The organism is Nonomuraea sp. LP-02 (assembly GCF_036289125.1).
In the GTDB taxonomy this organism is placed as follows: domain Bacteria; phylum Actinomycetota; class Actinomycetes; order Streptosporangiales; family Streptosporangiaceae; genus Nonomuraea; species Nonomuraea bangladeshensis.
Map to the genome: position 1 here is coordinate 2441300 of NZ_JAXCLK010000001.1, position 13568 is coordinate 2454867.

The following is a 13568-nucleotide window of genomic DNA, read 5'->3' on the forward strand; positions in this document are numbered from 1 at the left end:
ATATAACTTTCAAGACCGAAGGGTGAACTAAAAGAAAATTTCAGATCTTGGGATGCCCCCTCAGGCGGGCGTCTTGATCCGGACCAGCCGGTCGAAGGCCACGTCGTAGGAGGGTTCGAGCCAGTAGTCGGAGTGCCGGCGGGCCTCCGGCAGCGGCTCGCCGAGCACCGGCCGGCGCGGGTCCCAGCAGTGGCGGTCCACCGGATCGTCGCTCGCCGGGCCGTGGGAGGCGGCGGCGAACGGGTCGAGCCGCCGGAAGACCGGCCCGCCGATGGGGTCGCTCAGCCGGTAGAGGTTGTGCCAGGGCACCGCGGCCCGGACCGCCGCCAGCCCCTCGGCGCCGAACCAGGCGGGGAAGAAGGCCGCGTACAGGCGGCGCAGCGGCGAGCCGTGGGTGAGCAGCGCGACCCGCCGCCGCAGCTCGGGCTTGAGCTGCAGCACCAGCGCGGCGGCGATGACGCTGCCCTGGCTGTGGCCGGAGACGATCACCTGGTCGTGGTCGGTGCGGGCCAGCCGGCCCACCCGCGCCACCAGCTCGGGGACGACCCGTTCGGCGTAGCAGGGCGGGCCGAGCGGATGGACGGCGCGCGGCCAGAAGGTCGAGACGTCCCACAGGATGCCGACCGTCCTGCGCAGCCGGCCGTCGCGGTAGGCGCGCCGCCCGACCAGCACCAGCCCCGCCCCGACGGCGACCAGCGCCCAGCTCCCCACCGACGACAGCGCCCCGGCGAGCCCGCCCACCGGTGCGATCAGCCCGAACTGGCCGAGCGCGGTCGCCGCCGCGACCCCGGCCACCCCGGCGCCCGTCAGCACGCCCAGCACGAGCCCGGCGCGGTCGGTGAGCGCGGCGCAGCTCCAGACATCGGCCACCGCCGGCGCGTTGCGCTCGCCGTAGTAGTGGGCCAGCCGCTTCGCCAGCCGGACGCTCCCGGTGCGGCGGGCCCGCCACAGGACGGCGGCGACGGCGAGCGCGGCGAGCGCGAGCAGCGGCACCAGCGCGGCCCTCCACCAGATCGCGTCGTCGAGGAAGAGCGTGACCGCCGGCGGCTCGGGCGCGGCGGGCACGCCCGGCTCGCCGAGGTAGTCGGCGGTCCCGAACAGCAGGCCGAGCGCCAGGACGTTGGCCATGCCCGCGGCGAGCATGAGGGCGACCCAGGCGCCCAGCCCGCCGAGCGCGCGCCGCTCGGCGGGGTCGTGGCCGCGCGGCCGGTCCATCACGGCGAGCGCGCCGACGACGACCAGCAGGACCAGGCCGAGCCCGAGGACGAGCGCCTGCTGGAGCGCGCCGGCGCCGACGCCGGGGAGCTGCCGCCCGGCCGTGCCCGGCCCGAGCCCGGCCAGGGCCGCGCAGCCGGTGGCGGCCAGCGTCAGCGCGGCGGCCACCCGCAGCCCCTGGCACGACCAGGTGAGCCAGGCCGGCGCGGCGGCGCCGGTGTGCGGGTCGAGGCGGCGGGCGATCGACGGCAGCACGACCAGCACCGCGGCGGCGGCCTGGACGGCGGCGTTGGCGACGGTCAGCGCGAGCCCGGCCCGGGTGGCGGCGAACGGCCCGGCCACCGCGAGCCCGACCGAGGCGGCCGCGAAGGAGACGTGCACCACGCGCAGCCGCCACACCGGCGCGGCGCCGTGCCACAGGCGGGGCCGGGCCAGGGGGATCCGGGAGTGCGGCCCGCCGCCGGGCGGGACGACGGTCTGCTCGTCGCGCCGCCAGGTGCGCCGCCCGAGCCACCACAGCAGCGCGAGGACCAGCAGCGGCGCGAGCGCGGCGACGGCCAGCCGCCGCGACGGCTCCCCGGCTTGCGTCTCGGCCAGCCAGCGCGCGAAGGCGGGCGCGCCGTCGAGGGTGCAGGCGCGGCCGGGCGCGGTGCACTGCCAGCCGAACAGGTCGACGCTCGCCCGGGTGACCGCGCCGACCAGCGTGCCGGTCAGCAGCAGCGCGAACAGCCGCAGCGCGGCCTCGGCCAGGCGGCGCAGCCACCTGCCGCGCGACGGCCTGGGCAGCATGAAGTAGGCCAGGTTGACCAGCGAGAACGGCAGCAGCGGCAGCCACAGGGCGAGCGCCCGGCCGCCGGAGGTGAGCCCGCCCCAGGCGTAGGCCTCCCGGCGGCGCACGCCGGGCACGTCGGCGTCGCCGCCGGCCGGGCGGCCCTCGGGCCACCAGCGGCGGTAGAAGCCCGTCACGCCGTCGCCGGCCACCCGCCAGGGATGGGGGTGGTGCAGGGTGGTCTGCGGCGGCGTGCCGTGCACGCCGTGCACGCGCAGCTCGGTGAGGCCGCCGCAGGTGTCGTCGAGGAAGCCGTCCATGGCACCAGCATCCTGTACTGGCGCTTTCACGTACAGTGACTATTCCATGACGTTATGCAAGGAGGGTTTACGACTTGGTGGCGCCGGCCGTGAGGCCGGTGACGAGGTGCCGCTGCACCAGCAGGAAGACCGCGCCGGCCGGGATGGCGATGAGCACCGCCGAGGCGGTCATCAGCCCCCAGTCCGACCAGTGCTGGCCGACGAACTGCTGCAGGCCCACGCCGAGCGTGCGCTTGTCCTCCTGCGACATGAACACCGTGGCGTAGCCGACCTCGCCCCAGGCGGTCATGAAGCAGTAGAACGCCGTGACCGCGATGCCGGGCCTGGCCAGCGGCAGCACCACCCGCCGGAACACCCCGAACGGCGTCAGCCCGTCCACGAGCCCCGCCTGGTCGATCTCGATCGGCACGGTGTCGAAGTAGCTCTTCATCATCCAGGCGCAGAACGGCACCGCGATCGTCATGTACGCGATGACCAGCCCCGGGATCTGGTTGAGCAGGCCGAGCCCGGCCATCAGGTTGTACAGCGGGACGATGAGGATGGCGACGGGGAACATCTGGGTGACCAGCAGCAGCCACATCACGCCCCGGTGGCCGGGGAAGCGGAAGCGGCTGACGGCGTACCCGGTGGTGGCGGCCAGCAGGACCCCGGCCACCATCGTGAGGCCGGCGGTCAGCACGCTGTTGAGCAGCCAGCGCGGGAACTCGGTCGCGGTCAGCACCCGCGCGTAGTTGTCCAGCGAGGAGTCGTCGAACAGGCGCAGCTCGCTCGACAGCCAGCCGTCGCGCGGCTTCAGCGAGGTCAGCACCAGCCACACGACGGGGAACAGGCTGATCGCCACCGCGATCAGCAGGCCCGCGTGCAGGCCGATCGAGGCGAGGGGGCCGCGCTCGCCGCGCGGGCGGCCCCCGGATCCGTACGTGGTCACCAGGGATCTCCTTGTGAACGCAGCGTCCTTCTGTAGCCGGCGGCGAGCACGACCAGCATGAGCAGGATGATCACGCCCCAGGCGGCCGAGCCGGAGTAGTCGCGGATCCCGGTGAACGCCTCGCGGAAGGCGTAGGTGACGAGGATCTCCGTCTCGCTGCCGGGGCCGCCCCGGGTGACGAGGAAGATGATGGGGAACATGTTGAACGTCCAGATGGTCCCGAGCAGGATCACCGTGGACGACACCTGGCGCAGGCCGGGCAGCGTGATCGCGCGGAAGCGCTGCCAGGGCCCCGCGCCGTCCACCTCGGCGGCCTCGTACAGCTCGGCCGGGATCGACTGCAGGCCGCCGAGCAGGGCCACCATCATGAACGGCACGCCGATCCACACGTTCACGGCGATCACCGCGACCTTCGCCGTGAACGGGTCGTCGAGCCAGCCGACCGGGCCGAACCCGGCGAGCTTCAGCATGCCGTTGATCACGCCGTAGTCGCTGTTGTAGAGGTAGCGCCAGACGAAGGCGGCCACGAACGCCGGCACCGCCCACGGCAGGATCAGCAGCACCCGGTAGACGGAACGGAAGCGCAGCTTCCTGTTGAGCATGACGGCGAGGGCCAGGCCGACGCCGTAGTGCAGGGCGACGCAGGCGACCGTCCAGATCACCGTCCAGAGGAGCTTGTCCCAGAACAGGTCGCTGGTGAGGATGCGCAGGTAGTTGTCCAGGCCGACGAACTCGTACGTGGACGGGATGACGTTGACGCCGATGGTGCGGCCGATGTTGGCCTCGGTGGCGTCGGTCAGCGACAGGTACACCCCGCGCGCGAGCGGCCAGCCGATCAGCACCAGCATCACGGCCAGCACCGGCGCGACCATCGCCCAGGCGTACCAGTGGGTCCCGAAGGAGCGCCGCAGCCGGCCGGGACCGGCACGGCGGCGGCCGCGGGCGCCCGCGGCCGTCGCGTTCCCGGTGGAGACCGCCACCGGTCAGCTCCAGTCCTTCATGATCCCGTGGTACTGCTCGCTCACCTTCTTGAGCATGTCCGCGGGGGCCGACTTGCCGCCGACGAGGTCCTGGTAGCCCTCGAGCAGCGGCTGGAAGAGCTGGCCGCCCTCCGGGATCCACGGCCGCGGCACCGCGGTGTCCATGATCGGCTTGAACACGGCCACGTCCTGGTTGCCCTGGACGTCCGGGTCGGCGTAGGCGGAGGTACGGGTCGGCAGCAGGCTGATCTCCTTGGCGATCTTCGCCTGGGCCTTCGCCGTCGTCATGAAGCGGACGAACTCGTAGGCCGCCGGGATGTTCTTCGAGCCCGCGTAGATCGCCAGGTTCCAGCCGCCCGTGGGGGCCCCGGCCTTGACCGAGCCGGCCGGCACGGGGGCGATGCCGAGGTTCGCCTTGTCCTGGAACTCCTTGCCCTGGTAGATCTCCGACAGCGCCCACGGGCCGTTGTAGATCATCGCGGCCTTGCCCTCTTTCAGGGCGGTCATGGCGTTGGCGTAGCTCTCCGTGGTCGCGGGCTTCGGGGCGGCGCCGGAGCTGATGAGGTCGGCGACGGTCTGCATGGCCTGCACGTTCGCCGGGGAGTCGACGACGATCTTCTTGTTCTGGACGTCGAGCAGGTCGCCGCCCTCGCCGTACATGAAGGGCAGCAGGAAGTAGGAGTCGACGTTGAGCGCGAGCCCCTGCGCGCCCGTCTTGGCCTTGACGTCGAGCGCGGTCTGCTTCAGCTCGGCGACGGTCTTCGGCGGCTCCTCGTGGCCGGCCTCCTTGAGCAGCCGCTTGTTGTAGATGAGCGCGAGGGTGTCGGTCACTTGGGGGACGGCGTAGGTCTTGCCGTTGTACTTGGTGCTGCTCAACGGGCCCGGCAGGAAGTCGCCGGGCTGGTCCACCGCCCGGCTGCCGTCCAGCGGCTGCAGGTAGCCGAGCGAGGCGAACTGCGAGGTCCAGGCCACCTCGGAGCGGATCACGTCGGGCGCCCCGCTGCCCGCCTGGGCGGCGGTCTGGAACTGGTTCTGCGCCTGGTCCGACGGCACGTTCACATATTTGACCTTGATGCCGGGGTAGGCGGCCTCGAACTCCTTGATGAGGGCCTGGAACGTGGGGCCCTCACTGTCGGGACGGGTCGTGTCCCACCAGGTCACCTCGCCGGTGATCTTCGCGGGGTCGGCCACGGAGGCTGCGGGGGCGGCCGGCTCGCCCCCTCCCCCGCCGCCGCCGCACGCGGCGACCGCCAGCGTCAGGCTCGCAAGGACGGTCACGGCAGGTAAGGGTCGTCGCATGTCCTTCTCCTCACAGGTCGATCGGAGGTGGAGTCAGCCGGAGGTTACGCCGACGTGAGGCGCTCGGGTAGGGGCGTTCGTCAGGATTCTGCAAGTTGTTACATCGGCTGGGCCCTACATTTCTGAAATTTCCCGAAAGATTTGCAGAGGTGGTGGCGTGGGGAGCCTGGCCGGCGGGGCGGAAATCGCGTAAGCAAGTCAGGGATGAAGGACCTGCTGGTGGTGCACTACCGACGCGCGGAGCCCGACGGCTGGGGGCTGCACGTGTGGGGCGACGTGGCGGAGCCGGTCGCGTGGGACGCGCCGGTCCCGCTGGCGGGCGAGGACGCCTACGGGCGCTTCGCCTGGATCCCGCTGCGGCCGGGCGCCCGCCGCGTCGGCGTGCTCCCTCACCGCGGCGACACCGCCGACGGCGGCGGGCACCTCGTCGATCCGGCGTGGCATCCCGAGATCTGGCTGGACGAGGGCCGGGACGAGGTGTTCGGCTCGCGGGCCGCCGCCGACGGGCACGCCGTGATCCACTACCGGCGGCCGGACGGCTCGTACGACGGCTGGGGCCTGCACCTGTGGGGCGACGCGGTCGCCGAACCGGCGCTCACCGACTGGGCGCGGCCCCGTCCCCCGGACGGCGTGGACTCCTTCGGGGCTTGGTGGCGGGTGCCGCTGCGGGACCCGGCCGCCGCCCTGCACTTCGTGGTGCACGCGGGCCCCGTCAAGGATCCCGGGCCCGACCAGCGGATCGTCCCGGCGGAGCAGCCGGAGGCGTACGTGGACGCGGGCTCGCCGCTCCTCCACCCGACCCGGGCCGCCGCGGACGGCGTGGTCGTGCTCCACTACCGCGTGCAGGGCGGCGACCACGACGGGCTGACGCTGCGTCCGGCGGACGGCGACCCCGTACACCCCTCGGGCTGGGACTCCTTCGGCGCCATCTTCCACGTCCCGCTCCCGCCCGACACCCGCAGCCTCCGCTACACGGTGCATTGCCTTTCCGATGAGGCCGCGCCAGGCGGCGGACAGGGGCGGGACGGCGTCCACCTCCCGTCCGACCAGGCCGCGCCAGGCGGCGGGACCGGACCCGACCACGACCACCTCTCTTCCAGCGAGGCCGCGCGAGCCGACAGGCGCGAGCCGGACCACAACCACCCCCCGTCCAACTCTGCCGTCACAGGCGACGGGCGCGAGCCGAACCACGACCGCTTCCCCTCTGGTGAGCCCGCACAAAGTGGCGGACGCGGGGCGGGTGGCAACCAGCCCTCTTTCCATGAGGCCGCCAGTGGCGACGGTGCGGGTGGGTGGTGGACGGTGGAGACGGGGCTTCTCGGGCATGAGGTGTGGCGGGTGGCGGGGGTGGCAGGGCATGTCCTGCCGCGGGCTCCGGCGCCGGACGTCGACCTGCGGCGCTGCCTGGCGCACTGGATCGACCGCGAGACCGTCCTCTGGCAGGTGCCCGGTTCGCTCCGCCACGCCCTGGTCTTCAGCCCCGGCGCCACCCTCGCCTTCGACGACCCCGGCCACGCAGGCGCGGCCGGGGTCCTGCGGCTCTCGCCGGGCGAGCTGACCGGTGAGCAGCGCCGCGCCTGGCCGCATCTGGCCGGGTACACCGCGCTCAAGGTGGACCCGCGCGACGCCGCCCTCGTCCCCGAGGCCCTGCGCGGCCAGGTGGCGGCGGTGGCCAGGGACGAGGAGGGCAGGCTGGTCGCGGCGACGGGCGTGCAGCTCCCCGGCGTCCTCGACGACCTGTACGCCGCCGCCGCCACCGCCCCGCTCGGCCCTTCCGGCCGCCTGCGCCCGCGTCTCGCCCTGTGGGCGCCCACCGCCAGGAAGGTCGAGCTGGCCCTGTACGGCAAGGACGGCAGGCGCACCGTCCACCGCATGCGCCGCGACGACGCGACCGGCGTGTGGTCCACGCACGGCCGGCCGTCGTGGATGGGCCGCGACTACACCTTCCTCGTCACCGTCTACTCCCCCGCCGCCGGCCGGATCGTCACCAGCGAGGTCACGGACCCGTACAGCCTGGCCACGGCCCCGGACGGCGTGCGGAGCCGCCTCGTCCGGCTCGACGCCACCGCCTGCAAACCGCCCGGCTGGGACGCCCTGGCCAAGCCCGCCCCCGTGCCGCCGCACCGGGCCGTGATCTACGAGCTGCACGTGCGCGACTTCTCCGCCTCCGACGCCACGGTCCCCGAGGAGCTGCGCGGCACGTACACGGCCTTCACCCGCGACTCGGACGGGACGCGGGAGCTGCGGGCCCTCGCCGCCGACGGCGTCACCCACGTGCACCTGCTGCCGGTCTTCGACCTGGCCACGGTGCCCGAGCGCCGCGAGGACCGCGTCGAGCCGGACTGCGACCTGGCCGCCATGCCGCCCGACTCCGAGCGGCAGCAGGAATGCGTGGCCCGCACCGCGGCCACCGACTCCTTCAACTGGGGCTACGACCCGCTGCACTACACCGTGCCGGAGGGCTCGTACGCGAGCGACCCCGACGACCGGATCCGGCAGTTCCGCGCGATGGTCGCCGCGCTCAACCGGGCCGGGCTGCGCGTGGTCATGGACGTGGTCTACAACCACACCCACACGGAGTCGGTGCTCGGCCCGATCGTGCCCGGCTACTACCACCGCCTGCTCGCCGACGGCTCGGTGGCCACCTCCACCTGCTGCGCCAACACCGCCCCCGAGCACCGGATGACGGGCCGGCTCGTGGTGGACTCCGTCGTCACCTGGGCCAGGCAGTACAAGATCGACGGGTTCAGGTTCGACCTCATGGGCCACCATCCGAAGGACAACATCCTGGCCGTACGCCGCGCGCTCGACGCGCTCACTCCCGAGGCCGACGGCGTGGACGGCCGTTCGATCATCCTGTACGGCGAGGGCTGGAACTTCGGCGAGGTCGCCGACGGCGCCCGCTTCCCGCAGGCCACGAAGGAGGGCATGGCCGGCACCGGCGTCGCCACGTTCGCCGACGCCCCGCGGGACGCGGTACGGGGCGGCGGGCCGTTCGACGCCGACCCGCGGGCGCAGGGCTTCGGCTCCGGGCTGGCCGGCGCGCCCAACGGCAGTCCCGCCAACGGCGACCCGGAGCAGCAGCGGGCGCGGCTGGCCCACTGCGCCGACCTCATCAGGATCGGCCTGACGGGCAGCCTGCGCGACTACGTGCTGCCGTCCGGCCGTACCGGCGGGGAGATCCATCACAACGGCGCCCCCGCCGGGTACGCCCGCGACCCCGGCGAGAGCGTGGTGTACGTGGACGCGCACGACAACGAGACGCTGTTCGACGCGCTGGCGTACAAGCTGGCGCCGGGGACGTCCATGGCGGACCGGGTGCGCATGCAGGTGCTGTCGCTGGCCGTGCCGCTGCTGTCGCAGGGGGCGGCGTTCGTGCACGCGGGCAGCGAGCGGTTGCGCTCGAAGTCCTTCGACCGCAACTCCTACGACTCCGGCGACTGGTTCAACCGGCTGCTGTGGGACTGCTCGCTGGGCAACGGGTTCGGCGGCGGCCTGCCGCCGCGGGCCGACAACGAGGTGCGCTGGCCGTACGCCCGGCCGCTGCTGGCCGATCCGGCGCTGCGGCCGGGCTGCGAGGCGATCGGCGCGGCCCGCGCCCGGTTCGGGGAGCTGCTGCGGATCCGCTCCTCGACGCCGGCGTTCGCGCTGGGGTCGGGCGAGGAGGTGCGGCGGCGGCTGTCGTTCCCCGCCGCGCCGGACGGCGTCATCGTCATGCACGTGGACACGGCCGGGATCGATCCGCGCTGGAGCGCGGTGACGGCGGTGCTCAACGCGACCCCGGACGAGCTGGCGCTGCCGGTCACGGCGCCGGCCGGGCAGGAGCCCGCGCTGCATCCGGTGCTGGCGGCCTCGGCGGATCCGGTGGTCCGCGGATCGGCGTTCGACCGGGCGAGCGGGACGCTCACCGTGGCCGGACGTACGGTGGCCGTCTTCGTCACGCCCTGAGAACGTTTCGCCGTTCCGGCTCCGGGCAGCGGGCGCATGAACGGACGAAAGGCACACGTCCTATACAGATCGCTGGAAATGCCGGGACTCACGGCGCAGACTGGAAAGACGGCGATCGCGTGGAGCAGTGGAGCACCCGTGGACAAACACCTTGAGCACATGCCGGTCCTGTCCCGCGGCAGACATCGCAACCCGAAACGCGGTGCCTGCTTCATGGAACTGGCCTCCTACCTTGCCGGGGAACGCTGGAGCGACCATCCGGCCTGCACGCACCCGTTGCTGGCCGCACTCGCGCGTCTGGTCAACGACAACGTCAACGACGAGAACCGGGCCGCGCTGGTCCCCCTCGTCCCGTCGATCATCGGGCTGACCGGCGACGACCTGCGCGTGGACGCGCGGATCGCGCTGCGCTGCGCCACGACGGCGCTGCCGGTGGCCGCGGCCGAGCGCCAGCTCGCGCTGGCGGTGTCGGTGCTGGCGGCCGAGGAGATGCTCGCCAGGCTGGACGGCGCGCCGCCCGGCCGGCTGAGCGAGGCGAGCCGGCGGGCGCTGGACGAGGTCCCGCACGCCAGCGAGCAGGCCAGGCGCTTCAGCCGGGCCGCCAAGATCACCGAGAAGGGCTTCCGCAGGTACGCCGCCCCGAACGCGGTCCAGCTCGCGGTCGTGGGCATCGTGCAGGCGTGCGTCAACGACCCTGACGCGCTGCTGCGGCGGCTGCTGGAGGAGACGATCGCGGACTGCGCGGCCATGATGCACGGCACCACGCCGGCCCACGAGGCGATGACCGCCCATGGCTCGACGGCCGCGCCACCGGCCGATGGGCCTGCGGGGGTCGGGGCCGCTCCGGAGGCGGCGGTTCGCGTCTGATCCGCCGAAGAGCCCTTCGAACGTCATCCCCGCGGTCCCGTACCGCGGGGATCTTCACGCATCCGGCCGGTCACATGGTGTGACGAACACCTGGCAGAGCGGTTTTTCCGCAGGTCAGGCTAGCCTTTCCTTCGTTGCGGATCTTGTCGAAGAACTTTAGATTTTTGGACAAGAGCATCCGTAAGTGGAGGATTTCCATGACCATCGAGCTCGCCGAGCCGCGCTCCCCCGAGCAGCACCACACGCACCGCGACGTGACCGGTGGCTGGCTGCGACCGGCGGTGTTCGGGGCGATGGACGGGCTGGTGTCCAACTTCGCGCTGATCGCCGGCGTAGTGGGCGCGGCGGGCACCGGCGGGAAGGCCGCGGTGCTGGCCGGGTTCGCCGGGCTGGCCGCCGGGGCGTTCTCCATGGCGGCCGGGGAGTACACCTCCGTGAAGTCGCAGACCGAGCTGATGCGGGCGGAGATCGCCGTGGAGCGGCGTGAGCTGGCCCGCAACCCCGAGGGCGAGCGCGCCGAGCTGGCCGCGCTGTACGAGTCGCGCGGCCTCGACCCCGACCTCGCCCGCCGGGTGGCCGACGGCCTGTCGGCCGACCCCGAGCAGGCCCTGCGCGTGCACGTCCGTGAGGAACTGGGGGTGGACCCCGACGACCTGCCCTCGCCGTACCTGGCGGCGGCCTCGTCGTTCCTCGCCTTCTCCTTGGGGGCGCTGGTGCCGCTGGCGCCGTTCCTGTTCGGGGCCTCGGGGCTGACGCCGGCCGTGGTGCTGAGCGTGCTCGGGCTGTTCGGGTTCGGCTCGGCGGTGGCGGCGATGACGGCGCGGCCCTGGTGGGTGGGCGGCCTGCGGCAGCTCGCGCTCGGCGTCGGCGCGGCCACCGTCACCTTCGGCCTCGGCCACCTCCTCGGCGTCACCCTGACCTGACCCCCGCGCCCCTGAGCCACTCGTCACTCAGCCGCCGCGCCCCTCAGGCCCCGTCTCCGCACAGCCGCCGCGCCCTTAACCCCCGCGCCCTGCGGCCGGGCGGGAGGTGCGGCGGGCGGTCCGGCACGTGCAGCCCCACGTCGGCCCCCGGCACGCGCGTAAGCGCCGTGCGGGGCGAGGGGTCAGCGTCGGCGGCCGCGGCGGAGGAGGGGTTTGAGTATGGCGCGCACGGTCAGCAGCAGCACGACGGCGACGAGCTGGCCGCCGAGGACGATCCGGTTGACGTCCACGGCGGGATGCCACTTCACCTCGCCGTTCTTGATGACGTAGACCCCGGAGGGCGTGGCGCCGTGGCCGAAGCCGAGGCCGCTCCCGCCGCCCTCCTCCTTGTCGTTCTTGCCCTGCCCCTGGCCGGCCCCGCCGCCCTGGACGACCCGGGCGACGGGGATGACGACGACGTCGCCGTGCTGGATCGGCTCGCCGAAGACGCGCCGGACGGTGGCGGCGTCCTTGGACCGTTCGACCAACTCCATGATGTCCATGGGGACATCCTCGCCCAGAAGCCGCCGGGCGACTACGCGCGCCGGCCGCGCAGCTCGCGGTAGCGGCGGACCAGGCGCTCGGTCGAGGGGTCGGGGAAGCTGGTCGGCGGCTCCTCGGAGGTGAGGGCGGGGGCGAGGTCGGAGGCCATCTTCTTGCCCAGCTCGACGCCCCACTGGTCGAAGGAGTCGATGCCCCAGACGGTGCCCTCGACGAACACGATGTGCTCGTAGAGGGCGACGAGCTGCCCCAGCGTGGACGGGGTGAGCTTCGGCGCGAGGATCGTGGAGGTGGGCCGGTTGCCCGGCATGACCTTGTGCGGGACGATCTCCGGCGCGGTGCCCTCGGCCGCGATCTCCTCGGCCGTCTTGCCGAACGCCAGCGCCGAGGTCTGCGCCAGCAGGTTGGCGGTGAGCTGGTCGTGCATGCCCTCGCGATCCTCGTAGGGCTCGGCGAAGCCGATGAAGTCGGCGGGCACGAGCCGGGTGCCCTGGTGGAGGAGCTGGTAGAAGGCGTGCTGGCCGTTGGTGCCGGGCTCGCCCCAGAAGATCTCGCCGGTCGGCACGGTGACCGGGGTGCCGTCGGCCCGCACCGACTTGCCGTTGGACTCCATGGTGAGCTGCTGGAGGTAGGCGGGGAAGCGGTGCAGGCGCTGGCTGTAGGGCAGGACCGCGTGGGTCTCGGCGCCGAAGAAGTCGGTGTACCAGATGCCGAGCATGCCCATGATCACCGGCATGTTCCGGTCGAAGGGCGCGGTGCGGAAGTGCTCGTCCATGGTGCGGAACCCGGCGAGCATCTCGCGGAAGCGCTCCGGCCCGATCGCGATCATGAGCGACAGCCCGATGGCCCCGTCGTAGGAGTAGCGGCCGCCCACCCAGTCCCAGAAGCCGAACATGTTGGCGGTGTCGATGCCGAACTCGGCCACCTTGGCGGCGTTGGTGGAGACGGCGACGAAGTGCTTGGCCACCGCGTCGTCGCCGAGCGCGCCGACCAGCCAGCTCCGCGCGACGCGGGCGTTGGTGAGGGTCTCCAGGGTGGTGAAGGTCTTGGAGCTGACCACGAACAGCGTGGTCTCGGGGTCGAGGTCGCGCAGGTTGCCGACGATGTCGGCGGGGTCGATGTTGGAGACGAAGCGGGCGGCGACGCCGGCGTCGGCGTAGTCGCGCAGCGCCTCGTAGGCCATCGCGGGGCCGAGGTCGGAACCGCCGATGCCGATGTTGACGACGGTCTCGATGGGCTTGCCCGTGGCGCCCTTCCACTCCTTGTCCCGCACCCGGCCGGCGAAGGCGCTCATCCTGTCGAGCACGGCGTGCACGTCGGCCGGGACGTCCTGGCCGTCGACCACCAGCTCGGCCTCGCGCGGCATCCGCAGCGCGACGTGCAGCACGGCGCGGTCCTCGCTGACGTTGATGTGCTCGCCGCCGAACATCGCCTCGATCCGGTCGCGCAGGCCCGCCCGCTCGGCCAGGGCCGCCAGCAGCTCGACGGTCCGCCCGGTGGCGCGGTGCTTGGCGTAGTCGAGGTAGAGGTCGCCGGCGGTCACCGTCATGCGCTCGGCCCGGCCGGGATCCTCCGCGAACAGCTCGCGCAGGTGCCTGCCGGCCAGCTCCTCCTGGTGCTTGCCCAGCGCCGCCCACTCCTGGCTCTGGGTGATGTCGCCGTCCACGTGTCTCCTCCTCGCACCGCTAAGCGGCGAAACGATCAGGTTCTGGTCCATCGTCCCGCAACCCCGTACCCATCGAGGTTGATTCCGCGCACGGCGGAGCCGTGTCTTTGCGT

9 protein-coding genes are annotated in these 13568 nt (G+C 73.0%); 3 read left to right on the plus strand and 6 right to left on the minus strand.

The features are described 5' to 3' along the window. Positions 1-60: 60 nt before the first annotated feature. The 4 genes from SMD20_RS11335 to SMD20_RS11350 form a co-directional block, all read right to left on the minus strand. A complete protein-coding gene (locus SMD20_RS11335; RefSeq protein WP_329578782.1) occupies positions 61-2304 on the minus strand; it encodes a hypothetical protein in 2244 nt (747 codons plus the stop codon). Between the two features lie 67 nt (positions 2305-2371). Then, positions 2372-3232, minus strand: coding sequence for a sugar ABC transporter permease (locus SMD20_RS11340; protein WP_329578785.1), 861 nt, complete (start codon positions 3230-3232; stop codon positions 2372-2374). Next, complete coding sequence (locus tag SMD20_RS11345) at positions 3229-4212, minus strand: carbohydrate ABC transporter permease (RefSeq protein ID WP_329578786.1); 984 nt, start codon at positions 4210-4212, stop codon at positions 3229-3231. Before SMD20_RS11345 ends, SMD20_RS11340 begins: the two co-directional genes overlap by 4 nt. 3 nt (positions 4213-4215) lie before the next feature. Continuing rightward, the gene (locus SMD20_RS11350; RefSeq protein WP_329578789.1) at positions 4216-5511 is read right to left on the minus strand and encodes an extracellular solute-binding protein; all 1296 of its coding nucleotides are present in this window, start codon (positions 5509-5511) and stop codon (positions 4216-4218) included. A gap of 204 nt (positions 5512-5715) precedes the next feature. On the opposite strand from SMD20_RS11350, the gene pulA reads away from it, so the two are divergent. The 3 genes from pulA (at position 5716) to SMD20_RS11365 (ending at position 11249) form a co-directional block, all read left to right on the plus strand. Beyond that, positions 5716-9459, plus strand: coding sequence for a pullulanase-type alpha-1,6-glucosidase (pulA, locus tag SMD20_RS11355; RefSeq protein WP_329578792.1), 3744 nt, complete (start codon positions 5716-5718; stop codon positions 9457-9459). 138 nt (positions 9460-9597) lie between these two features. Then, positions 9598-10326: a hypothetical protein gene (locus SMD20_RS11360; protein WP_329578796.1), complete on the plus strand. Its 729-nt coding sequence runs from the start codon at positions 9598-9600 to the stop codon at positions 10324-10326. 197 nt (positions 10327-10523) lie between these two features. Then, positions 10524-11249 (plus strand): VIT1/CCC1 transporter family protein, encoded by a 726-nt coding sequence (locus tag SMD20_RS11365; RefSeq protein WP_329578798.1) that lies wholly within the window; start codon positions 10524-10526, stop codon positions 11247-11249. A gap of 182 nt (positions 11250-11431) precedes the next feature. Here SMD20_RS11365 and SMD20_RS11370 read toward each other — a convergent pair whose 3' ends face one another. Together SMD20_RS11370 and pgi are read right to left on the minus strand one after the other, a co-directional pair. Continuing rightward, a complete protein-coding gene (locus SMD20_RS11370; RefSeq protein WP_329578801.1) occupies positions 11432-11791 on the minus strand; it encodes a spore germination protein GerW family protein in 360 nt (119 codons plus the stop codon). Positions 11792-11823: 32 nt separating this feature from the next. Then, complete coding sequence (gene pgi / locus SMD20_RS11375) at positions 11824-13455, minus strand: glucose-6-phosphate isomerase (RefSeq protein WP_329578803.1); 1632 nt, start codon at positions 13453-13455, stop codon at positions 11824-11826. Between the last annotated feature and the right edge of the window lie 113 nt (positions 13456-13568).

What these genes read in the sequence shown, in the direction of transcription:
- SMD20_RS11370 (WP_329578801.1), bottom strand. Translation starts at nt 11,791, where the DNA reads ATGGACATCATGGAGTTGGTCGAACGGTCCAAGGACGCCGCCACCGTC.
- SMD20_RS11365 (WP_329578798.1), top strand. Translation starts at nt 10,524, where the DNA reads ATGACCATCGAGCTCGCCGAGCCGCGCTCCCCCGAGCAGCACCACACG.
- SMD20_RS11350 (WP_329578789.1), bottom strand. Translation starts at nt 5,511, where the DNA reads ATGCGACGACCCTTACCTGCCGTGACCGTCCTTGCGAGCCTGACGCTG.
- SMD20_RS11335 (WP_329578782.1), bottom strand. Translation starts at nt 2,304, where the DNA reads ATGGACGGCTTCCTCGACGACACCTGCGGCGGCCTCACCGAGCTGCGC.
- pulA (WP_329578792.1), top strand. Translation starts at nt 5,716, where the DNA reads ATGAAGGACCTGCTGGTGGTGCACTACCGACGCGCGGAGCCCGACGGC.